This is a genomic window from Methyloprofundus sp., assembly GCF_965251085.1.
Lineage (GTDB): Bacteria > Pseudomonadota > Gammaproteobacteria > Methylococcales > Methylomonadaceae > Methyloprofundus.
On sequence record NZ_OZ252594.1, the window covers coordinates 425,396 to 446,387 of the forward strand.

The following is a 20,992-nucleotide window of genomic DNA, read 5'->3' on the forward strand; positions in this document are numbered from 1 at the left end:
ATGCCCGAAGTCTATGATGCGCAAAAAATAATCAAACTAAAAAACCGGGTCACAATCGTTGGTGCGCTGGTTAATGTTTTTTTAAGCATTATAAAAATTACTTTTGGTATATTAGGTCAATCGGCTGCGTTAATTGCTGATGGTGTGCATTCATTATCTGATTTAGCCAGTGATCTTCTGGTTTTAATTGCAGTTAAGTTGGGTGCGCGTGAGGCTGATCATGACCACCCCTATGGTCATCGTCGTTTTGAGACCATTGCAACAGTTGTCTTAGGTATAGGGTTAATAGTGGTTGCTTCGGGTATCGCCTGGGATGTATATCAAAGGATGTTGCAGCCGGAGCGGATACTGATTCCGCATCAGGATGCTCTGGGAATTGCGGCAATTTCAATTTTAGCAAATGAGTGGCTGTATCAATATACTAAGCGAGCTGCTGCAGTAACACGTTCAAAACTATTGTTAGCAAATGCCTGGCATCATCGTAGTGATGCGATTTCTTCAGTTGTAGTATTGATTGGTATAGCGGGATCCTTATTAGGCTATATTTGGGCAGATGCGGTAGCAGCGGTTATTGTCGCCTTAATGGTGGCAAAAATTGGGGTTAATCTGGTGTCGGATAGCATCAAAGAGTTAGTTGATACGGGTTTATCCGAAGCAGATGTAGATCAAATTCGGGCCGAGATTGCTGCAACAGAAGGGGTTAAAAATATACATTTATTACGTACTCGGCAAATGGGCGAGGATGCGTTGGTAGATGCACATATAGTGGTTAATTCGCGCATTACAGTGTCGGAAGGGCATATGATCGCGGATGTGGTTAGAGATGTGTTAATTGCGAAATTCGATGATGTGCAGGATGTGCTAGTGCATGTAGATCCTGAAAATGATGAGTACGTCATTGAGCAGAATAATATTTTATTACGCCAGGATATTGATCAATATTTACAGGAATATCTGGCAGAAAATTACCCTTTAATAGATAGCTTCAGAATTCACTATATAAGAGGTAAGGTTGAACTAGAGGTGGTTTTGCCACACACAATGTTTAGCTTGTCTCAGCAAGTGGAAACCATAAAGAAGCGTTGTGTCGTACTGCAGCAAGAAATCGAGCAAATAAGCCGGGTGATAGTATTTTTCAAGGCGTAGTTCAATAGTTGTTGTAGGGCGTGGCTTTAGCCCGCATTTCTTGACGGGGCTAATTAGCTAATACAGTTTGTACTATAAGTTAAAGAGAGAAGGTTATGGCAGTCGGTAATATTGAATTTCCGCTAATGCATGCGGTATCTGGTGTTAAATTAGGCACGGCCTGTGCAGGCATCAAACAAACTGAGCGAGATGATTTGTTATTAATAGAAATGGCTGAAGGTGCAACTTGCGCTGCTGTTTTTACACAAAATGCTTTTTGTGCGGCGCCGGTGACAGTGGCGAAAGATCATTTAAGTAAACAGCCACGTTATCTATTAATCAATTCCGGAAACGCTAATGCGGGAACGGGGGAGCAAGGCATGGCAGATGCGGAGCTTAGTTGCGTTGAAGTTGCGCAGCTAGCTCAGGTTGGTGCAGAACAGGTATTGCCATTCTCTACAGGTGTTATTGGTGAGGCTTTGCCTATCATTAAAATAGTCGACACCTTGCCAAAAGCGCAGGAAAACCTAGTAGAAGATAATTGGCTTAAAGCAGCCCATGCGATTATGACCACGGATACTTTTGCCAAAGGCTATTCGAAAGTTATTGAAATAGACGGATGTGCCGTGACTATTACCGGAATATCTAAGGGCGCGGGCATGATACAGCCGAATATGGCAACTATGCTGGGCTTTATCGCAACAGATGCGACAATTTCTCAGCAAAATCTACAGCAATGTTTGTCTGTAGCGGTCGAGCAGTCCTTTAATAGAATTACTGTTGATGGTGATACTTCAACCAATGATGCTTGCGTATTGATGGCGAGCGGAGCAAGTTCTCTGCCTGAAATCATGCCTGGTACTGATACCATGGGGGCGTTTCAGCTGGCTGTTCAGGAAGCATGTATGTTCCTGGCAGAGGCGATTATCCGCGATGGTGAGGGTGCGACTAAATTAATTAAAATTAAGGTTCAGCAAGCAAGCAGTGATGCTGAGGCTGTTGAAGTGGCGAAAACCATCGCTCATTCCCCTCTGGTGAAAACAGCTTTTTTTGCCAATGATCCGAACTGGGGGCGTATTCTGGCGGCGATAGGGCGCTCGGGAGTTGATCAGCTGGATGTGAAAAAAATTTCTATCTATCTGGGTGAAGTCTGTATCGTTGAAAAGGGCGGCCGCGCCAGTTCGTATACAGAGGCTGCGGGTCAAAAAATTATGGACCAGCAGGAAATTACCGTGACAGTTGTTTTAGGTCGAGGTGAGCAGGAACAGCAAGTTCTGACCTGTGATTTTTCCTATGATTATGTGCGCATAAACGCGGAGTATAGAACTTAATCTATGCCCGGAATTGATGTTGCAGTCGGTGTTGTGTGGGATAAATCTGGACGAATTTTAATCGCTCGGCGTAAAGATGATGCTCATCAGGGTGGTTTATGGGAGTTTCCAGGTGGTAAATTTGAGCCATCCGAAAATGATGCACAAGCTTTAGATAGGGAGTTATTTGAAGAGCTTAATATAAAAACTAAAAGCTCCCGGCCGTTAATTAAGATTAATTATAACTATCCAGATCTAAAGGTACGCTTGTATGTACGTGAAGTTCATGAATACGAAGGTGTGCCCATAGGAAAAGAAGGCCAGCCTTTACTGTGGGTGACTTTGCGTGAGCTAGATAGCTATAAGTTTCCAGAGGCTAATAAACCTATTCTAAAGGCAATTAAGCTCGGGCGGCAGTACGCAATAGTGGGTGGTAATAATGTCCGGGAAGTATTGCAGAAACTGGAAAGTGTTGTAAGTCAGGGTGTCGACCTGGTGCAGATTAGAGTCAAAGGCCTTTCAAAATCCGATACAAAGCTAATCTTAGAGGCTGTAAGGTTAAGGTGTAGCGAGTTAGAGTTAAGTTATTTGCTTAATTCGCAAATACCAGTAAAGAAACCCTTGCATGAAGGTCTGCATCTAACCGCTTTAGATCTAATGAATTTAAAAAAACGGCCTGAAAGTTCAGGGGTTGTGGCTGCATCATGCCATAACTTGCAAGAATTAAAAAAGGCGGAACAACTAGCGCTGGATTTTGCAGTGTTATCACCTGTAATGCAAACAAGCTCACATCCAGAGGCAAAGCCTCTAGGCTGGCAACAATTCGAAGAGTGGGTGGCGCAAGTAAATATTCCTGTTTTTGCTTTAGGTGGCATTAAAAAGCAAGACTTTGAAAAGGCGGCTGGCTCAGGTGCGCAAGGTATATCGGGTATCAGTTTATTTAAATATCCCCCAAAGTAAAAAATAAGGACTTGACGTAAATTGAATTAGTTGTATAATTGCCGGCTCTTCAACGCAAGTTGAGGGGAGTCGGGTCTGGTTTCAAGGTGAGTTTTTATAGCCTGCCATAGAGCTTAATCCGGTTTTTTGAAGTGATCTGGTTTTTTATCAGGTGGCTGAAAATAAAAGCTTGACCAAATAGATATGAACGCTATAATGGTCGGCTCCTTAAGAGATTGAGGTTGGGCCTTCGGGTCCGGTTGGTGTGGGTGTTTGGCGCATTGTTTTCCGGTTAGGTTTTTTGGGAAACGGGTTCTGAAAACAAACATTGACAACGAGTTTTGACTCTGTAGAATGGTTGGACTCAGCAGGGCGGAATGCTTAAACATCCCGCTCTGAGCTCTTTAAAAAAACAAATCAAAATAATTTGTGTGGGTACTTGTAGAGATTATTGGCGTGATAAAGATAATCGATATAAGAATCTACACCGTTAATCTTCGGATTAACAAACGTAAATTCTGACAATCGAAACAAAGATTGGTGGCACATCTGATGATGTCACAAAATGATTATAAACTGAAGAGTTTGATCATGGCTCAGATTGAACGCTGGCGGTATGCTTAACACATGCAAGTCGAACGGTAACAGCAGAGCTTGCTCTGGCTGACGAGTGGCGGACGGGTGCGTAACGCGTAGGAATCTGCCTATTAGTGGGGGACAACATGGGGAAACCCATGCTAATACCGCATACGCCCTACGGGGGAAAGCAGGGGATCTTCGGACCTTGCGCTAATAGATGAGCCTGCGTTAGATTAGCTAGTTGGTGAGGTAATGGCTCACCAAGGCGACGATCTATAGCTGGTCTGAGAGGACGATCAGCCACACTGGGACTGAGACACGGCCCAGACTCCTACGGGAGGCAGCAGTGGGGAATATTGGACAATGGGCGAAAGCCTGATCCAGCAATACCGCGTGTGTGAAGAAGGCCTGAGGGTTGTAAAGCACTTTCAATTGGGAGGAAAACAGGCAGGTTAATATCCTGTCTCTTGACATTACCTTTAGAAGAAGCACCGGCTAACTCCGTGCCAGCAGCCGCGGTAATACGGAGGGTGCAAGCGTTAATCGGAATTACTGGGCGTAAAGCGTTCGTAGGCGGTTTGTTAAGTTAGATGTGAAAGCCCCGGGCTTAACCTGGGAACTGCATTTAAAACTGGCAAACTAGAGTTTAGGAGAGGGAAGTGGAATTTCAGGTGTAGCAGTGAAATGCGTAGAGATCTGAAGGAACACCAGTGGCGAAGGCGACTTCCTGGACTAAAACTGACGCTGAGGAACGAAAGCGTGGGTAGCAAACGGGATTAGATACCCCGGTAGTCCACGCCGTAAACGATGTCAACTAGCCGTTGGGCCTATATACAGGCTTAGTGGCGGAGCTAACGTATTAAGTTGACCGCCTGGGGAGTACGGCCGCAAGGTTAAAACTCAAATGAATTGACGGGGGCCCGCACAAGCGGTGGAGCATGTGGTTTAATTCGATGCAACGCGAAGAACCTTACCTACCCTTGACATCCAGAGAATCTGTTAGAGATAGTAGAGTGCCTTCGGGAACTCTGAGACAGGTGCTGCATGGCTGTCGTCAGCTCGTGTCGTGAGATGTTGGGTTAAGTCCCGTAACGAGCGCAACCCCTATCCTTAGTTGCTAGCAGGTAATGCTGAGAACTCTAAGGAGACTGCCGGTGATAAACCGGAGGAAGGTGGGGACGACGTCAAGTCATCATGGCCCTTATGGGTAGGGCTACACACGTGCTACAATGGTCGGTACAGAGGGCCGCAAACTCGCGAGAGTAAGCAAATCCCAGAAAGCCGATCTTAGTCCGGATTGGAGTCTGCAACTCGACTCCATGAAGTTGGAATCGCTAGTAATCGCGAATCAGAACGTCGCGGTGAATACGTTCCCGGGCCTTGTACACACCGCCCGTCACACCATGGGAGTGGGTTGCAAAAGAAGTGGGTAGACTAACCTTCGGGAGGTCGCTCACCACTTTGTGATTCATGACTGGGGTGAAGTCGTAACAAGGTAGCCCTAGGGGAACCTGGGGCTGGATCACCTCCTTACAAAGCACGCAATGCTTTATGAGTACTCACAACAAATTATTTTGATTTAAGTAAATCGAGACTGACCTTGAACGCAACTATTGGGTCTGTAGCTCAGTTGGTTAGAGCGCACCCCTGATAAGGGTGAGGTCGGAGGTTCAAATCCTCCCAGACCCACCAAATTTTGCACTGGACTGCGTTAAAATTCCACTCATGTACTAGCGTACACTTCGCGGAATTTTGCCTTGCCCAGAACGAAATTCCTGTTTATCAACAAGATGATAGAAATCAGTTTTTACGCAGGATTTTTAACCTTAGGCAAGGCGTACGAAGGCGTGAATGAAGGAGCATACATAAGTATGTAACTGAATGAGCGACGAGAACAACGCGGCATAAGGGTAAAAAGACCAGTAAAATTGGGGCCATAGCTCAGCTGGGAGAGCACCTGCCTTGCACGCAGGGGGTCGGGAGTTCGATCCTCCCTGGCTCCACCATTACTCGATGAAAAAAGTGACAAAACCTAATTCTATAAATTTTGAAGACAAGCAGAAACACTTCAGAACTTATAGAATTAGTTTTTTTTAAAGCTAATAAGCTCTTTAACAATTTGGAAATCTGTAAAGTAAACTAAATAAATTTATTTAGTAGCGTTAAGCTGATTGCAAAATCGACTTAACAAAACAAAGTAAAGCAAAAAAGTTTCAAACGAGTTTAAAAGCGACAAAGCGAAATAGCAGCGAAAGCAACTATCAAGTGGCGTCAAATATTAAATGAGTTCTCAAGCAGAAAAAGCGAAAATGTCAGTGAACATATAATTCAGACGTGCGAAAAGCGCAAGCTGTGTAAGACGTATTTGGGTTATATGGTCAAGTGAATAAGCGCATACGGTGGATGCCTAGGCGATAAGAGGCGAAGAAGGACGTTGTAGGATGCGATAAGCCGCGGAGAGTTTTCAAACTAACTTTGACCCGCGGATTTCCGAATGGGGAAACCCAATGGGCATAAGCCCATTATCCTGACCTGAATACATAGGGTCAGAGAAGCGAACCGGGAGAACTGAAACATCTAAGTACCCCGAGGAAAAGAAATCAATTGAGATTCCCTAAGTAGCGGCGAGCGAACGGGGAACAGCCGAGCAGAATAGAGTTAGTGGAACAGTCTGGAAAGTCTGGCGATACAGGGTGATAGCCCCGTACACGAAAACTCTTTTTTGACATATTAAGTAGGTCGATGCACGTGAAACGTTGACTGAAGATGGGGGGACCATCCTCCAAGGCTAAATACTCCTTATCGACCGATAGTGAACTAGTACCGTGAGGGAAAGGCGAAAAGAACCCCGGAGAGGGGAGTGAAATAGATCCTGAAACCGTATGCGTACAAGCAGTAGGAGCAGACTTGTTCTGTGACTGCGTACCTTTTGTATAATGGGTCAGCGACTTACATTTTGTGGCAAGCTTAACCGATAAGGGAAGGCGTAGCGAAAGCGAGTCTTAATAGGGCGTTTAGTCGCAAGGTGTAGACCCGAAACCGGGCGATCTATCCATGGCCAGGTTGAAGGTGGGGTAATACCTACTGGAGGACCGAACCGACTTATGTTGAAAAATGAGCGGATGAGCTGTGGATCGGAGTGAAAGGCTAATCAAGCCCGGAGATAGCTGGTTCTCCTCGAAATCTATTTAGGTAGAGCCTCGTGTATAACTGTTGGGGGTAGAGCACTGTTACGGCTAGGGGGTCATCCCGACTTACCAAACCGTTGCAAACTCCGAATACCAACAAGTTTTAGCACGGGAGACACACGGCGGGTGCTAAGGTCCGTCGTGAAAAGGGAAACAGCCCAGACCGTCAGCTAAGGTCCCAAAATCTATGCTCAGTGGGAAACGATGTGAAAAGGCCCAGACAGCCAGGAGGTTGGCTTAGAAGCAGCCATCCTTTAAAGAAAGCGTAATAGCTCACTGGTCGAGTCGGTTTGCGCGGAAGATTTACCGGGGCTAAGCATAGTACCGAAGCTACGGATCGACGTTTATTTATAAACGGAGGTGGTAGAGGAGCGTTCCGTAAGCCTGCGAAGGTCAATTGAGAAGTTGGCTGGAGGTATCGGAAGTGCGAATGCTGACATGAGTAACGATAATGGGGGTGAAAAACCCCCACGCCGAAAACCCAAGGTTTCCTGCGCAACGCTAATCGACGCAGGGTTAGTCGGGACCTAAGGCGAGGCCGAAAGGCGTAGTCGATGGAAAACAGGTTAATATTCCTGTACTTGTTCTAACTGCGATGGGGTGACGGAGAAGGCTAGATCAGCTTACTGTTGGATATGTAAGTTTAAGCGTGTAGGCAGAGAGTTTAGGAAAATCCGGACTCTTAATGCTGAGGCGTGACGACGAGTTTTTCCTTGTGAAAAACGAAGTGATTGATGCCATACTTCCAAGAAAAACCTCTAAGCATCAGGTTAAAACAACCCGTACCCCAAACCGACACAGGTGGGTGGGATGAGAATTCTAAGGCGCTTGAGAGAACTCGGCTGAAGGAACTAGGCAAAATGGAACCGTAACTTCGGGAGAAGGTTCACCCTTGGTATGTGAAGCCCCTGCGGGTGGAGCAGAAGAGGGTTGCAATAAATTGGTGGCTGCGACTGTTTATCAAAAACATAGCACTCTGCAAACACGAAAGTGGACGTATAGGGTGTGACGCCTGCCCGGTGCTGGAAGGTTAATTGATGGGGTTATCTTCGGAGAAGCTCTTGATCGAAGCCCCAGTAAACGGCGGCCGTAACTATAACGGTCCTAAGGTAGCGAAATTCCTTGTCGGGTAAGTTCCGACCTGCACGAATGGCGTAACGATGGCCACACTGTCTCCAGCCGAGACTCAGTGAAATTGAAATTGCGGTGAAGATGCCGTATACCCGCGGCTAGACGGAAAGACCCCGTGCACCTTTACTATAGCTTTACACTGGACTTTGAACCTACTTGTGTAGGATAGGTGGGAGACTATGAAACCATGTCGCTAGATGTGGTGGAGTCACCCTTGAAATACCACCCTGGTATGTTTGAAGTTCTAACCTAGGCCCCTTATCGGGGTTGGGGACAGTGTATGGTGGGTAGTTTGACTGGGGCGGTCTCCTCCCAAAGAGTAACGGAGGAGCACGAAGGTACCCTAATCCTGGTCGGAAATCAGGAGTTTAGTGCAATGGCATAAGGGTGCTTGACTGCGAGACGGACAAGTCGAGCAGGTACGAAAGTAGGTCATAGTGATCCGGTGGTTCTGAATGGAAGGGCCATCGCTCAACGGATAAAAGGTACGCCGGGGATAACAGGCTGATACCGCCCAAGAGTTCATATCGACGGCGGTGTTTGGCACCTCGATGTCGGCTCATCACATCCTGGGGCTGAAGCAGGTCCCAAGGGTATGGCTGTTCGCCATTTAAAGTGGTACGCGAGCTGGGTTCAGAACGTCGTGAGACAGTTCGGTCCCTATCTGCCGTGGGCGTTTGAGATTTGAGGGAAGCTGCTCCTAGTACGAGAGGACCGGAGTGGACGAACCACTGGTGTTCGGGTTGTCATGCCAATGGCATTGCCCGGTAGCTACGTTCGGACAGGATAACCGCTGAAAGCATCTAAGCGGGAAGCCCCTCCCAAGATGAGATCTCACTGGAACTTTAAGTTCCCTGAAGGGCCGTCGAAGACTACGACGTTGATAGGCAAGGTGTGGAAGCACAGTAATGTGTGAAGCTAACTTGTACTAATTGCCCGTGAGGCTTGACCATATAACACCAAATACGTTTCAGGACAGAACACGTTCGGGAGCTGTTTGAGTTGTATGAAAGCGACATAACGTTTTTACTGTAAGAGAACGAAACCTCTTAAACTCAAAACACAGATTTCCAATTATTTAGCCACAAGCTAGATAAGAGACGATTGATAGCGAGGAAACTACCCACAAGGTATAAAACCAGGCTAGTTGATCAACACCAATTGCTTGGTGACCATAGCGAGCGTGAACCACCCGATCCCATCTCGAACTCGGAAGTGAAACCGTTTAGTGCCGATGATAGTGTGGATTTATCCATGTGAAAGTAGGGAATTGCCAAGCTCTTAAATCTAAAACCCAATCTCTAACGAGTTTGGGTTTTTTTTTTCCTCAAGCTTTGTTGTACAATACTATCTAAGCAGTTAGGTTTTTGTAGGGCGTGGCTTTAGCCCGCTTTTATCATCCTGGAAAAACAGTTGAACATGGAATCAATAGCTTATGCTAGAAACCGTGGGCAACTGATTATTCTTGGATCATATGTCCACCCTTTTTGGCGGGCTAAAGCCGCGCCCTACACTTCCATTACTTGTTGTAGATTTTATTTCATACACATTTCATAGTATTTTTACGGTGGCTATAGTTTATGCAAAAAGATATTTCTCTTAGCCGTTTAGACTATGCTTTTGCCCGATTCTTAAATCAATTAACTGAATTTGATAGCGAAAAGGGTAAACAGTTTAAAGCGATTATTGCTGGATTATCTTATGCACAAAGTGAGGGGCATAGTTGTATTGGGCTTAGCGAGACTGAACAAGACCTTGTTTTAGCTTCTGGCCTGGCAGATAGCACAGGAAAGTGTCCTTTAGTTGTGGAAAATAATAATCTTTATCTGCAACGTTATTGGAGTTATGAGTGCCAATTGGCTAAAAAAATTGTGCTTTTAACCGCTGGTAAATCTTCCACTGTGAGTATAGATAATATTATTAGCCAATATTTTCCAGATAGCAGCGAAGTAGATTGGCAAAAACAAGCTGCGATTAGCGCAGTTAGAAATTCATTTACAATTATTACGGGTGGTCCAGGGACTGGAAAAACGACAACGGTAGTAAAGATATTAGCTTTATTACAGGAAATATCCACTCAGCCATTTAATATTGCATTGGCTGCTCCGACTGGAAAAGCGGCAATGCGATTGCAAGAGTCAATCGGCCAAAGCAAAGATAAGCTACCTTGTACTGAGATAATCAAACAGGTGATTCCCGAGCAGGTAATTACCTTACATCGCCTGTTAGGAGCTCGGCCCCCCTCCCCTTATTTTAAATATAATTCTGAAAATCCCCTCCCCTTTGATATTGTTGTAGTCGATGAAGTATCTATGATTGATTTACCTTTAATGTGTAAATTAGTAAATGCTTTGAAAAACGACGCTCGATTGATTTTATTAGGGGATAAAGATCAATTAGCATCGGTAGAGACGGGTACTGTTCTTGCTGATTTAACGCTGGCATTGCCAGCTTATACACAGGAACTAAAAAAATCTTATCGATTCTCTGGGAATATAAAAAAATTTGCACAGGCTATAAATCTACAAAAAGCAGATGAAGCCTGGGACTTGCTAAATCAAGGTGATGCTCGGCTGTGTTTGTTAAAAGAGAATTTAGTGACTTATGTTACCGATAAGCAGCTGTCTTATTTACAGCTTATTTCTGCAGAGGCAGATGTTGCAAGTTGCTTTGCTGCATTCAATACCTTTCAAGTACTCTGTGCTACAAGGCAAGGTGAGAATAGTGTAAATGATATTAACCAACGTGTCGTTGAAAAGTTAAGAGAAAGGAAGCTTATTCAAAATAGCGGTGAATGGTATAGCGGACGACCGGTCATGGTTATTAAAAATGATCCTGTGCTACGCTTATATAATGGGGATATTGGTTTGTGTATGCCAGATGCGGAAAATTCCGGGCAATTGATGGTCTATTTCTTATTGCCAGATGGCAGTATAAGGAAATATATGCCCGCTCGTTTATCCAATTGTGAAACAGTTTTTGCCATGACTATACACAAAAGTCAGGGCTCTGAATTTAATGAAGTACTGTTGCTATTGCCGGAAAAAATGAGCCCTGTATTAAGCAAAGAACTTGTTTATACCGGGATAACCCGTGCAAAAGAGTCACTTAAATTATTGGCGAATAAGGCGATATTTCAGGAAACGATAGGACGTAGGATTAAACGATCTAGTGGCGTAGCCAATAGAATTATACAAATGATGTAAGGCTTAAATATGAACTGAGGTGTATTCGTTCCGGCTTGATCATACAGAAAGTGTTAGATTGGCATTTAAATGACAGCTACCATCTTAGGAGCTGACTCTTGATGCTTTCAAGTTTGAGTGCGGAGAAAGAAAGCGCGGACGACTATCACGCGGTACAATGTATTCTATACTAATTGAAAGGAAGTAGCTTATGGATGAACAAATTATAAATATTTCATTTTCTGTTAAGGAAGGAATATTAACCACTTTAAAAGAAACAAAAGATGAGTTTACTCAAGATGTTCTCTTTTTATCCGCCCTACTCTTTTATCGAAAAAGAAACTTATCTCTCGGAAAAGCAGCTGAACTTGCTGGATATAATAAATTAGATTTTATAAGTAAATTACAGGACGAAAAAGAATTTATTTTTGATTATTCCGAAGAAGAAATTGACAATATTTTTTCTGATGTAGCCAAGATAAAGTGAAAACTGTATCAAATACCACCCCTATAATATCTTTAAGCTCTATTGGCAAAATTGAAATTTTAAAAGAATTATTTCAAGAAATAATTATCCCTCAAGCCGTCTATGATGAAATTAAAGCTAAACATGGATATGGATACAAAGAGGTTGATTTGAGCTTCATTACTGTACAAACACTACAAAATATAGAACGAGAGAAATTCTTACTAGAACAATTAGATGCTGGTGAGGTGCAAACTATTGTACTTGCAGAAGAAATAAATGCTCATAATACGATCATTGACGAAAATACTGGGTACATAATTGCTAAAGAATCAGGGCTTAATGTTATCAGAACATTATCAATTTTATTGAAAGCGAAAGAGGTTGGAATCATTACCGAAGTCAAACCTCTTCTTGATGAAATGATTTCTAAAGGAAGGTGGTATTCTAATCATGTTTATTACTCTTTCTTGAAAAAAGCTAATGAACGATAGTCTTATTTATTAATATAGGATAACTGCGGGGAGTCCCTACTTTTGCGAAAGCTCATTCTGGACATCACTGCCCACAACGCGGCAATGGCTTGACGCTGTGTTGGAATGCTTTGCATTTTTTCTACGCAAAAAGACGCTTCGAGAAAACGCCCAGCCCTACAGCTAACAGGGACTAGAAATTAAAGCTCCGTTTCCAAGATTTTTAGCGAAAGCTAAACCCCGCTCTATTTTTCTTTATCAGGCTTTATTTGATAGTTGTTGTTCCATTGCTTCTACACGTTGCTCAAGCGCTTCTAGTTTAGATCGTGTTTTGGCTAATACGCCTTTTTGTACTTCGAATTCTTCGCGGGTTACTAAGTCCATTTTACCTAATGCGCTTTGTAAAATAGCGCGAAAATTTTTCTCCATGTCTTCCTTAAAATTACTAAGGCCTGGAGGAATAGCATCGCTTAAGCGAGTGGCGATATCATCAATTGATTTTGGGTCAAACATAGTTATTCCTGAGTAGAGTATATAAATTGAAGTTGAGTAGGCTTAGTTACTTACACTAAGCCAGAATTAGTAACCGAGATATATTCTCGGCAAATTTTTTCTAAATCAGCCTGTTCTAAAGGTTGTTGCATAAGCAAGCAATAATAGTGGTCATTATCTTCACTAAAAGTTATACAACTCTTGCACTTACCAAAACTACTAGTGCCATTCACATTTTGTAAGGCCACGAGTGCTTCATATAGCGCATCTCCGATAGAATCAAATTGTTTATTGGCAATCGCTTGTTCGGCTTTTATAAACACATCAAAAGGAGTGATACTTTTCAGTAGCTCCTGGCCTGGGGTAAGAACCTTCAAATGCACAATACGCTTATCTACAACATCCTGCTGTTTTTCAATATAACCTTTGCGTACTAGTACCTGAAGAGTTTGCGATACAGTGCCTTTGGTTAGGCCTAAGTAATCTGTCACTGCTGCGGGTGTGTCACTGAAGCGGTTACAGTTAGCTAAATAGTCTAGTGTCTCGACGTGCACGGGTTGCAGCCCTAAAGCTGAGTATTTTTTGCGCTGTTCAGCTCTCAGCAAGGTACTGATACGTTCAATTAATTTTAAGGTGGTTAGTTCCTGCATGAGGGTATCTTATCATTACTCAGAGCAGGCATAAAATAAACTCAGTAAAACCTTTGCAGGAACAATAATCGGCTGATACAGCAAGTGCTTTTGTGCCTTTCAATGCCCTAAAACGGGTTGAACTCGCGCTTAATTTTCCGGAAAGCTCAAATGCTTATAACTCCCTTTGCGGATATTAAAAAATGTCAATTCTGGCAGGCTCATCAATATTCCCATCGTGCCATCTTTTAGTGCTCTTCCAGAATCGAAAGGTAAGGCCAGACTGCCGTATAGGCTCATTGTTGTTGCCGCGATAAGGTTGATAGAGCCAAATATTGGCCGTGTCCAGATAGTATCATCGGTAAAAAAAAGAAAGGAGGAATCCTGATCATTATATTGATAACTACTGGCGCTAAGCGTATTGAATTCTCTTAAAAAAACAAGTGCATTATTTTCTTCGCGATACATTTTTTCTAGTTGCTGATGGCGGTAAGAAGGCAGCGTCTTTTTTGTATAATCCTTAGACAGAGCATGAAAGGATCCAAAGGGAATAAAGGCAATAATATCTTTATCCGTTAACTGACTTAAATCCTGAATGTGTTTATTTTCTGTAGATAGCTGATTAATAGTGCTCATAATTTCGGTTACGCAGTTTCGCGTAAATAAATCATAGCTATACAATGCTTGCATTTGTTGATTAATATTTATCCGGTACGCTTCAAATCGGGCTAAATGTGTGGCTCTTTCAAGCTGGGTTAGGTTAGGGAGTAGCTCTGCTGGCAAGGGGATAGATTTCTTCGCTAGAAGTTGCTCTCCCGATATTCTGATAGATTGCTGGTTTTGTAGGCCTTGTTCGCGTTCATGGTAATAATTGCTTAGCATTTCAAGGTGGCTATAAGCTTGTTCAGTAGGCGTATCTGATTGAGTAAACAAGTTTTTTTTGAGCTGGGCAATACGAGATAAAGCATTTTTTTGCTGGCGAAGAAATTTTGCTTTATAGCGGCTTACTTCGGACTTGCTAATAACCGGGCTAGTCTCTTTAAAGGTATCGAGGAGAACTAATTTACCTGATTCTATTGCAAGGTCGAGGCTTAAAATTCGTGCATAGAGTATAAAAGCCGCACTGCCCCAGTCAGGGCGCTGTGAATTTAGTAGGACAACTAAATTAGTTGCGAGCAGTTTTTGAAAGCTTTTTAATTTGCTGATTTCTGCTTGAGACAGGTTAAATAGTGACTGCTCAGGACTAAAGTAGAATTGTTGATTTAACTCGGCCCCAATTGTTATAGTTTCCAGCAACAATAATTTGCTCACAGTATCCAGGTAGTGGCTGGCAAAGGAATAAGGAATGGCTGAAAAAGATCCTTCGCTGAATTGTAAGCTTTTTTGGGGCCAAGGTTCTGGGAGCAAGGTATCAATTTCAGATTTAAGGCGTTTAATGCTGTTAGCCAGGTAAGCAGCACCATATTTTGCTTTGATCTGTTGCTTGATTCTATCCGTTGTCAGTGCTACTGTTTCACGTGGAACCGCTTGTTGATTAAACAGGCCAGCTCCCCAAATTTTTAATTGTGGGTCTAGGGGTGGAGAGTTTAACAAAGCGATATTCAGCTTGATTTCTTTTCCGATTGCATCTTGTTGCTGTTGCTGTAAAAAGCGCAGACTGAAATGATTATGTAGCTGTGCATAATCTTGCTCATTGAGATCTAAGCTGGCCTGATGAAAAGTCCGATTTTCCAGATAACGGTATTGAAAGTCGAAATCATTACTAGGGTCTTTAACCAGGCGAATAATTCCGCCATCATAATGTTGAAAGTGGTACGTTTCATTATCGAAACGCAGTGCGGTATGTCCACCGCTAGCATTGCCTTCGCTGGCGGTAATATAGATATAATCAAGCACTTGCGCATTCAGCAAAGGTAAATGAAAGCAGCTCAGCGAACTGAGTAAGAAAAAAAGCTGAATAGTGCGTTTGCTAAGGCGAGAGGGTTTAATAATATCCGCAAGTATGACGTGGCGTTTTGGCATCATAGGCGTACTTGGAAAACAGGCGCATAGCAGGCTACGCAACTGTTTTTCTAGTGCGGCTGTGGCGTCAAAAGAAACGTCATTCCTGCGTAGGCAGGAACAAGTCAGACTCAGGTATTGTTGAATTCTCGCTCCTAAGCACGGCTCGAATAGTGATTCTCGGAGGGATACTTCGCGCTGTATTAGCGCGAAGTATAGTAGGAGACTTTTTAGTCTTTATTCATTTCATAACCTTTTTGAATTAACTCCATTCTGTCTTTATCAGAATTAGCAATTTTGTCTTTATAAGATTCGTATGCGCTACCCGTTATATTTGATTTTTTTAAAGCACGGCCAATGGCAATCATGGTAGCATCATCATCTTCCCAGTTAGTGATTCCATTAGCCGTTGCAATTTGCGAGATACCCCGGGAAAAAGCAAAACGATCAAAATCTGCCGTAGATAGGTATGCACTGGCATAACTCATCACCTGGAGTTGATATTCCTCAGTATCTTTTGACGACTTACTACTGCTACTGGACCCAGATGATGTTGAGCTACTGCCCGAGCTATCAGATGAGCTCTCAGAGCTATGAGAAAACGAACATCCTTGCGCTAGACTTACTATAATAAGTGCGGGGAACAGAAATGGTTTATTTTGCATAGTTAAAATCCTGAGTTGGTTGCGATAATTATGCTTATCAATATAACATCATAAACACTTTACATATTTATTACCTTAAAATAATACTGTTTTTCAAGCCTTTGTACAAATTAATAATCGTTTGTAATGAGAATGAAAAAATTGAGACAAGCTTGTATAGTATAGGCGAGTATTCTTTTCCCGAATATTATACTTCGCACGGCCACGGTTGCGGTTTTTTAACGGCCGATTTTGGTCAACAGCTGCGTTGCTGAAACAGTTACGTAGCTTGCTATGCGCCTGTTTCAGCGCCTTGCTCTTGACCAAAATCAACTCGCTATAAAAACCGCAACCGTAACCGCGCGAAGTATAATAAAACAACCAAGATAGATCCAGGTAAGGGAACTATCATCCGTCTTAAAGTTTATGGCAGCATGCTGTAAATATAATCTTAGAAAAGTGAGATAAAACATGACAGAATCCGCAAGTTTATTTTCTGAAGCCAAAGAAGTTATTCCTGGAGGTGTTAATTCACCTGTACGTTCTTTTAGTGGTGTGGGAGGCACCCCCGTTTTTATAGATCATGCCAAAGGGGCCTATATATATGATTCGGAAGGTAAGCAGTATATAGATTATGTTGGATCGTGGGGGCCTATGATTGTCGGGCACGCCCATCAGGATGTCTTAGATGTCGTTAATGAGACCGCTGCGAAGGGACTCAGTTTTGGTGCGCCCACCGAGATTGAAACCTTAATGGCAAGAAAAATCTGTAAATTAGTGCCTTCGATTGAACAGGTGCGCATGGTAAGTTCAGGCACAGAAGCGACTATGAGTGCTATTCGTCTGGCGAGAGGGCATACTGGGCGGGATAAAATTGTTAAATTTGAAGGTTGTTATCATGGTCATTCTGACTCTTTATTAGTTAAAGCGGGTTCGGGCGCTTTAACTTTGGGCGTGCCTAGTTCACCTGGTGTACCTGCCGCAGTCGCTGAAGATACGCTTACGCTGACTTATAACGATAGTGAGTCGGTGCAACAGGCATTTGCACAAATGGGTGAACAAATTGCAGCGATAATTGTTGAACCAGTTGCCGGAAATATGAATTGTATACCTCCTGTCCCCGGTTTTTTAGAGACATTACGAGAAGTCTGTGATCAGTCTGGAGCGATTTTGATTTTCGATGAAGTCATGACTGGTTTTCGTGTAGATAAACACTGTGCACAAGGCTTATATAATATTAAACCTGATTTAACCACTCTGGGGAAAATAATAGGCGGCGGTATGCCTGTAGGAGCCTTTGGTGGAGCACATAACATCATGTCTTCTCTGGCACCGGTCGGTTCGGTCTATCAGGCGGGTACCTTATCTGGCAATCCGGTTGCCATGGCGGCAGGTATTAAAACGCTGGAGTTATTATCAGCGGCTAATTTTCACCAGCAGCTGGCTGAAAAAACCAGAGTATTAGCGACAGGAATACAAGCCAAGGCAATTACTGCAGGGATCGGCATGTCTGTGAATGTAGTCGGAGGCATGTTTGGCCTGTTTTTTAGCCAGGATGATCATATCAGTAGCTTCGCGCAAGTGATGCGTTGTGACCAGGAGTTATTTAAGCAGTTCTTTCATGGTATGTTAAATGAAGGTGTATATCTGGCACCTTCCGCTTTTGAGGCGGGCTTTGTTTCCGCTGCGCACAGTGATGCGGATATAGCTGCGACTATCGATGCCGCTGAACGTGTATTTAATCAACTATAGTGTTTAGGGTTTGGGCTGTCATGGCCCAGCCCGATTTTTATGCCTAGCTACTTACCCTCTACAAATGATTTATTCACGCGCTTCGCTACCAAGGAATGTGCTTTAATTCAACAGGCTATAACGTTGGTTGAAAGTTGTGAAGATGTTGAACCCAACCGGCCGCATGGCCTTGATGTTGCGCTAAATTTACTTGCTCTGAATGTAGGTTTAGAAACGATATTAGCGGCTATCTTAAGTGACCCACGCTTAATAGATTATCCTTTAGACATTGAATTCGGGCCGGTAGTTGCCAGCTTAGTCACTAACATCAAAGAGCTGAATGCGCTTAAAATTTATTCAAAAAATATTTCTACACAAGCCTCGCAAATCGAGATACTTAGGCGCATGTTGTTATCGACAACGGATGATATACGTGCGCTACTGGTTAAACTGGCATATCGGTTAGCCAGATTAAAAAAGCTGGCACAGGAAGAGCAGGACATTCGTCATTTTATTGCTCAGGAAACTTTGGACCTATATGCCCCCATCGCTAACCGTTTAGGTATAGGACAACTTAAATGGGCCCTGGAAGATTATGCTTTTCGTTATTTAGAGCCGGAAAATTACTTATTTGTCGCTAAAGAGCTGGAGAGCAAGCGGGTACACCGGGAAGATTGTATTGAAGCTTTTATCGTGCAACTCCAGCAGGCGGTGTCTAGTGGCGATATGCGGGTAGAAATCAAAGGTCGTCCTAAGCATATTTATAGTATCTGGCAAAAAATGCAGCGTAAAAAATTGCCAATTGAAGAACTATATGACTTATTAGCCGTGCGAGTCATTGTGCAAAAAACAGCACAGTGCTACGAAATGTTGGGGCTGGTACACCAGTACTGGATCTCAATTCCAAAGGAATTTGATGATTATATTGCCAATCCGAAAAACAATGGCTATCAGTCTTTGCATACCGTTGTTTTAGATGCCGGTAATAATCGCATTGAAGTACAGATACGTACTAAAGAAATGCATGACTTTGCTGAACTCGGGGTCGCAGCACACTGGCGATATAAAGAAGGCAGTAAACAAGATATTGCTACGGAAAAAAGTATTGCTTCACTTAGGCAGTTATTGGAAGAACAAGATGGCCATGCCTTGCTGGAAAATTTTCATACTGAGCTCTTTGCTGACCGCGTCTATGTGCTAACACCCAAGGGTCAATTAATAGATTTGGTCAAAGGCGCAACGCCGCTGGATTTTGCCTATGCAATCCATACTGATGTGGGGCATCGCTGTCGGGGCGCGAAGGTGAATGGCGGGATCGTTTCTTTAACCTACCAGTTGCAAACGGGAGAGCAGGTTGAAATTCTGACAGGCAATGATATCGCACCTAACCCGAACTGGGTAGATCCGAATCTGGCTTATTTAAAAACCCCCGGGGCAATTCAGAAAGTTAAAGCCTGGCTTAGGCTACAAGGGCAAGATAAGCATCTTGGGATGGGGCAGCAGCTGTTGGAAAAAGAAGTGCAGCGTTTAAGACCCAAAAGCGATTACCAAGCAAAATTATTACAGCATTTTAATTTATCCGATATAGAAAAGTTATATCTCGCTTTAGGCCGTAGCCTTATTAATAGCAGGCAATTAAATTATGCTTTGCTTGAAATTGAGGGTAAGAAAAGAAAAACTAAAGTAAAGAAAGCAGCACCGATACAAGCGAATAAGCTGGATATAAGCGTTGCCGGAGCTGATAACATATTGACGCATTTCGCTCAATGCTGTCGACCACAAATAGATGATGACTTAAAAGGCTTTATCAGCCATAGCAATGGAATAGCCATTCACAGAGCTGATTGTGAAAATATCAATAAGCTTAGTGAAGAGCAAAAAAAGCAAGTTTTTGCGGTTAGTTTAAAAGTGGATGCTACTTAGCCCCTATTTTTTTGCTTGTTAGTTACCAGAGGATAAAATGAATCGATCTATTTTGTATGCTGTTATGTTTATTTTGAGTACAGCATGCCATTCTGCTTTTAGTTTAGCCAACACTGAATTTACCTTTGTGGATACTTTCAGCACAAATGTTCCTGAAAGTTATCAATATTCAGTGATTCAGGCGGGCGATAATTACAATTTTAAATTTACCAGCTCGCCAATAGATAACGCCACTAAGCTAAAAGCTGGTTATCATGTGCTTCAGTCAGTCTATAAAGACAGCTCAATCAATAAAACCCATAGTGAAAGTTATATACGTGAGCGAGCACGCTGTTATGTTTTTGACAGTAACTTTCATACCTACAGCCTATGTTTTTTACCCAATGATTTTAATCAAAATAAAAAAGATCGCTTTTGGGGGTTTGTAACCCAGGTGCCTAACTGGAAATGGTTGGTGACACGATTTTTTCTGCCTTTATTGCTGATTTACGCACTGATTTTTTATACCGTAAGGCGCAGGAAAAAACTTAAGTGAGTACATTTAGCTTCCTATGAAAAATACATTAGTAATTTTAATATCCTTGTCGCTGTTCGCTTGCGAGCAGTCTGCTCCCAAGGTTTACCAGAAAATATCACCAGATGCCGTTATTCTGGCTTTTGGAGATAGCCTGACCTATGGAACAGGCGCTTCTGGAAACACCAGTTATCCAAGTATATTAAGTGAATTAAGTCAGCATAAAGTGATCAATGCCGGCATTCCAGGAGAAGTGAGTCAAACCGGGTTGCGCCGTCTATCTAAATTACTGGACCAATATCAGCCTGAACTAATGATTCTAATACATGGAGGTAATGATCTGTTGAGAAGAGTTCCTGAGCAACAGCTTGCAAGTAACTTATCACAGATGATCACTACAGCCCGGGAGCGGGACATTAAAGTGGTCATGTTAGGGGTACCAAAACCACAGCTTTTTTTGCTCAGCAGCGCCGAGCTTTATCAACAAGTTGCTGAGGAGCAACATGTCCCAGTTGACCTTGAAACATTACCGGAAATATTGAGTGATAATGGGTTGAAGTCAGATAGAATCCACCCTAATAGTGCCGGGTATAGGCTGATGGCTGAAAATATTTATAATTTACTGGTTAATACCGGTGCTTTGTCGTCTCAGTAGTGAAAGG

14 protein-coding genes, 2 tRNA genes and 3 rRNA genes are annotated in these 20,992 nt (G+C 43.0%); 15 read left to right on the forward strand and 4 right to left on the reverse strand.

The annotated features are described in order from the left end of the window. The 11 genes from ACQY3F_RS02095 (at position 1) to ACQY3F_RS02145 (ending at position 12,417) form a co-directional block, all read left to right on the forward strand. Positions 1 to 1,146 (forward strand): cation diffusion facilitator family transporter, encoded by a 1,146-nt coding sequence (locus tag ACQY3F_RS02095; protein WP_428353261.1) that lies wholly within the window; start codon positions 1 to 3, stop codon positions 1,144 to 1,146. A 95-nt stretch (positions 1,147 to 1,241) separates the two neighbouring features. Then, a complete protein-coding gene (argJ, locus tag ACQY3F_RS02100; protein ID WP_428353262.1) occupies positions 1,242 to 2,456 on the forward strand; it encodes a bifunctional glutamate N-acetyltransferase/amino-acid acetyltransferase ArgJ in 1,215 nt (404 codons plus the stop codon). 3 nt (positions 2,457 to 2,459) lie between these two features. Then, entirely contained in the window at positions 2,460 to 3,395 is a 936-nt protein-coding gene (locus tag ACQY3F_RS02105; RefSeq protein ID WP_428353263.1) for a Nudix family hydrolase, read from the forward strand. Between the two features lie 552 nt (positions 3,396 to 3,947). Beyond that, a 16S ribosomal RNA gene (locus ACQY3F_RS02110) occupies positions 3,948 to 5,486 on the forward strand. An 82-nt stretch (positions 5,487 to 5,568) separates the two neighbouring features. Next, positions 5,569 to 5,645: transfer RNA gene (locus ACQY3F_RS02115), tRNA-Ile, on the forward strand. Positions 5,646 to 5,883: 238 nt separating this feature from the next. Further along, positions 5,884 to 5,959 (forward strand) — tRNA-Ala (locus ACQY3F_RS02120). 370 nt (positions 5,960 to 6,329) lie between these two features. Next, positions 6,330 to 9,225: ribosomal RNA gene (locus tag ACQY3F_RS02125) — 23S ribosomal RNA — on the forward strand. A 211-nt stretch (positions 9,226 to 9,436) separates the two neighbouring features. Further along, positions 9,437 to 9,551: ribosomal RNA gene (gene rrf, locus ACQY3F_RS02130) — 5S ribosomal RNA — on the forward strand. Together the 16S, 23S and 5S rRNA genes with 2 tRNA genes alongside form the textbook arrangement of a ribosomal RNA operon. Positions 9,552 to 9,852: 301 nt before the next feature. Then, positions 9,853 to 11,478: an exodeoxyribonuclease V subunit alpha gene (gene recD, locus ACQY3F_RS02135; protein WP_428353264.1), complete on the forward strand. Its 1,626-nt coding sequence runs from the start codon at positions 9,853 to 9,855 to the stop codon at positions 11,476 to 11,478. 190 nt (positions 11,479 to 11,668) lie between these two features. Next, the gene (locus ACQY3F_RS02140) at positions 11,669 to 11,944 is read left to right on the forward strand and encodes a UPF0175 family protein (RefSeq protein WP_428353265.1); all 276 of its coding nucleotides are present in this window, start codon (positions 11,669 to 11,671) and stop codon (positions 11,942 to 11,944) included. Then, a complete protein-coding gene (locus tag ACQY3F_RS02145) occupies positions 11,941 to 12,417 on the forward strand; it encodes a DUF3368 domain-containing protein (protein ID WP_428353266.1) in 477 nt (158 codons plus the stop codon). The genes ACQY3F_RS02140 and ACQY3F_RS02145 overlap by 4 nt, the downstream gene beginning before the upstream one ends. 237 nt (positions 12,418 to 12,654) lie before the next feature. On the opposite strand, the gene ubiK is transcribed toward ACQY3F_RS02145, so the two are convergent. The 4 genes from ubiK to ACQY3F_RS02165 form a co-directional block, all read right to left on the reverse strand. Next, complete coding sequence (gene ubiK / locus ACQY3F_RS02150; RefSeq protein WP_428353267.1) at positions 12,655 to 12,909, reverse strand: ubiquinone biosynthesis accessory factor UbiK; 255 nt, start codon at positions 12,907 to 12,909, stop codon at positions 12,655 to 12,657. Positions 12,910 to 12,959: 50 nt separating this feature from the next. Beyond that, entirely contained in the window at positions 12,960 to 13,538 is a 579-nt protein-coding gene (locus tag ACQY3F_RS02155; RefSeq protein WP_428353268.1) for a MarR family winged helix-turn-helix transcriptional regulator, read from the reverse strand. Between the two features lie 129 nt (positions 13,539 to 13,667). Continuing rightward, positions 13,668 to 15,542 carry a hypothetical protein gene (locus tag ACQY3F_RS02160; protein WP_428353269.1) on the reverse strand — a complete coding sequence of 625 codons (1,875 nt, stop codon included), beginning with the start codon at positions 15,540 to 15,542 and terminating at the stop codon, positions 13,668 to 13,670. 206 nt (positions 15,543 to 15,748) lie between these two features. Beyond that, positions 15,749 to 16,183: a putative lipoprotein gene (locus tag ACQY3F_RS02165; protein ID WP_428353270.1), complete on the reverse strand. Its 435-nt coding sequence runs from the start codon at positions 16,181 to 16,183 to the stop codon at positions 15,749 to 15,751. A 450-nt stretch (positions 16,184 to 16,633) separates the two neighbouring features. Here ACQY3F_RS02165 and hemL point away from each other — a divergent pair, with 450 nt between their 5' ends. From hemL to ACQY3F_RS02185, 4 genes are read left to right on the forward strand one after another with little or no spacing between them, the layout of a single operon-like run. Continuing rightward, complete coding sequence (gene hemL / locus ACQY3F_RS02170) at positions 16,634 to 17,914, forward strand: glutamate-1-semialdehyde 2,1-aminomutase (protein WP_428353271.1); 1,281 nt, start codon at positions 16,634 to 16,636, stop codon at positions 17,912 to 17,914. 39 nt (positions 17,915 to 17,953) lie between these two features. Then, positions 17,954 to 19,816 carry a RelA/SpoT family protein gene (locus ACQY3F_RS02175; protein WP_428353272.1) on the forward strand — a complete coding sequence of 621 codons (1,863 nt, stop codon included), beginning with the start codon at positions 17,954 to 17,956 and terminating at the stop codon, positions 19,814 to 19,816. A gap of 37 nt (positions 19,817 to 19,853) precedes the next feature. Beyond that, positions 19,854 to 20,351: a hypothetical protein gene (locus ACQY3F_RS02180; RefSeq protein WP_428353273.1), complete on the forward strand. Its 498-nt coding sequence runs from the start codon at positions 19,854 to 19,856 to the stop codon at positions 20,349 to 20,351. 16 nt (positions 20,352 to 20,367) lie between these two features. Next, positions 20,368 to 20,985: an arylesterase gene (locus ACQY3F_RS02185; protein WP_428353274.1), complete on the forward strand. Its 618-nt coding sequence runs from the start codon at positions 20,368 to 20,370 to the stop codon at positions 20,983 to 20,985. Positions 20,986 to 20,992 lie beyond the last annotated feature (7 nt).

Bases quoted from the DNA above. Each gene is read 5' to 3' on its own strand.
- ACQY3F_RS02095 (WP_428353261.1), top strand. From the start codon at position 1: ATGCCCGAAGTCTATGATGCGCAAAAAATAATCAAACTAAAAAACCGG.
- ACQY3F_RS02180 (WP_428353273.1), top strand. From the start codon at position 19,854: ATGAATCGATCTATTTTGTATGCTGTTATGTTTATTTTGAGTACAGCA.
- hemL (WP_428353271.1), top strand. From the start codon at position 16,634: ATGACAGAATCCGCAAGTTTATTTTCTGAAGCCAAAGAAGTTATTCCT.
- ACQY3F_RS02105 (WP_428353263.1), top strand. From the start codon at position 2,460: ATGCCCGGAATTGATGTTGCAGTCGGTGTTGTGTGGGATAAATCTGGA.
- ACQY3F_RS02185 (WP_428353274.1), top strand. From the start codon at position 20,368: ATGAAAAATACATTAGTAATTTTAATATCCTTGTCGCTGTTCGCTTGC.
- ACQY3F_RS02140 (WP_428353265.1), top strand. From the start codon at position 11,669: ATGGATGAACAAATTATAAATATTTCATTTTCTGTTAAGGAAGGAATA.
- ACQY3F_RS02160 (WP_428353269.1), bottom strand. From the start codon at position 15,542: ATGATGCCAAAACGCCACGTCATACTTGCGGATATTATTAAACCCTCT.
- recD (WP_428353264.1), top strand. From the start codon at position 9,853: ATGCAAAAAGATATTTCTCTTAGCCGTTTAGACTATGCTTTTGCCCGA.
- ACQY3F_RS02175 (WP_428353272.1), top strand. From the start codon at position 17,954: ATGCCTAGCTACTTACCCTCTACAAATGATTTATTCACGCGCTTCGCT.
- argJ (WP_428353262.1), top strand. From the start codon at position 1,242: ATGGCAGTCGGTAATATTGAATTTCCGCTAATGCATGCGGTATCTGGT.
- ACQY3F_RS02165 (WP_428353270.1), bottom strand. From the start codon at position 16,183: ATGCAAAATAAACCATTTCTGTTCCCCGCACTTATTATAGTAAGTCTA.
- ACQY3F_RS02155 (WP_428353268.1), bottom strand. From the start codon at position 13,538: ATGCAGGAACTAACCACCTTAAAATTAATTGAACGTATCAGTACCTTG.
- ubiK (WP_428353267.1), bottom strand. From the start codon at position 12,909: ATGTTTGACCCAAAATCAATTGATGATATCGCCACTCGCTTAAGCGAT.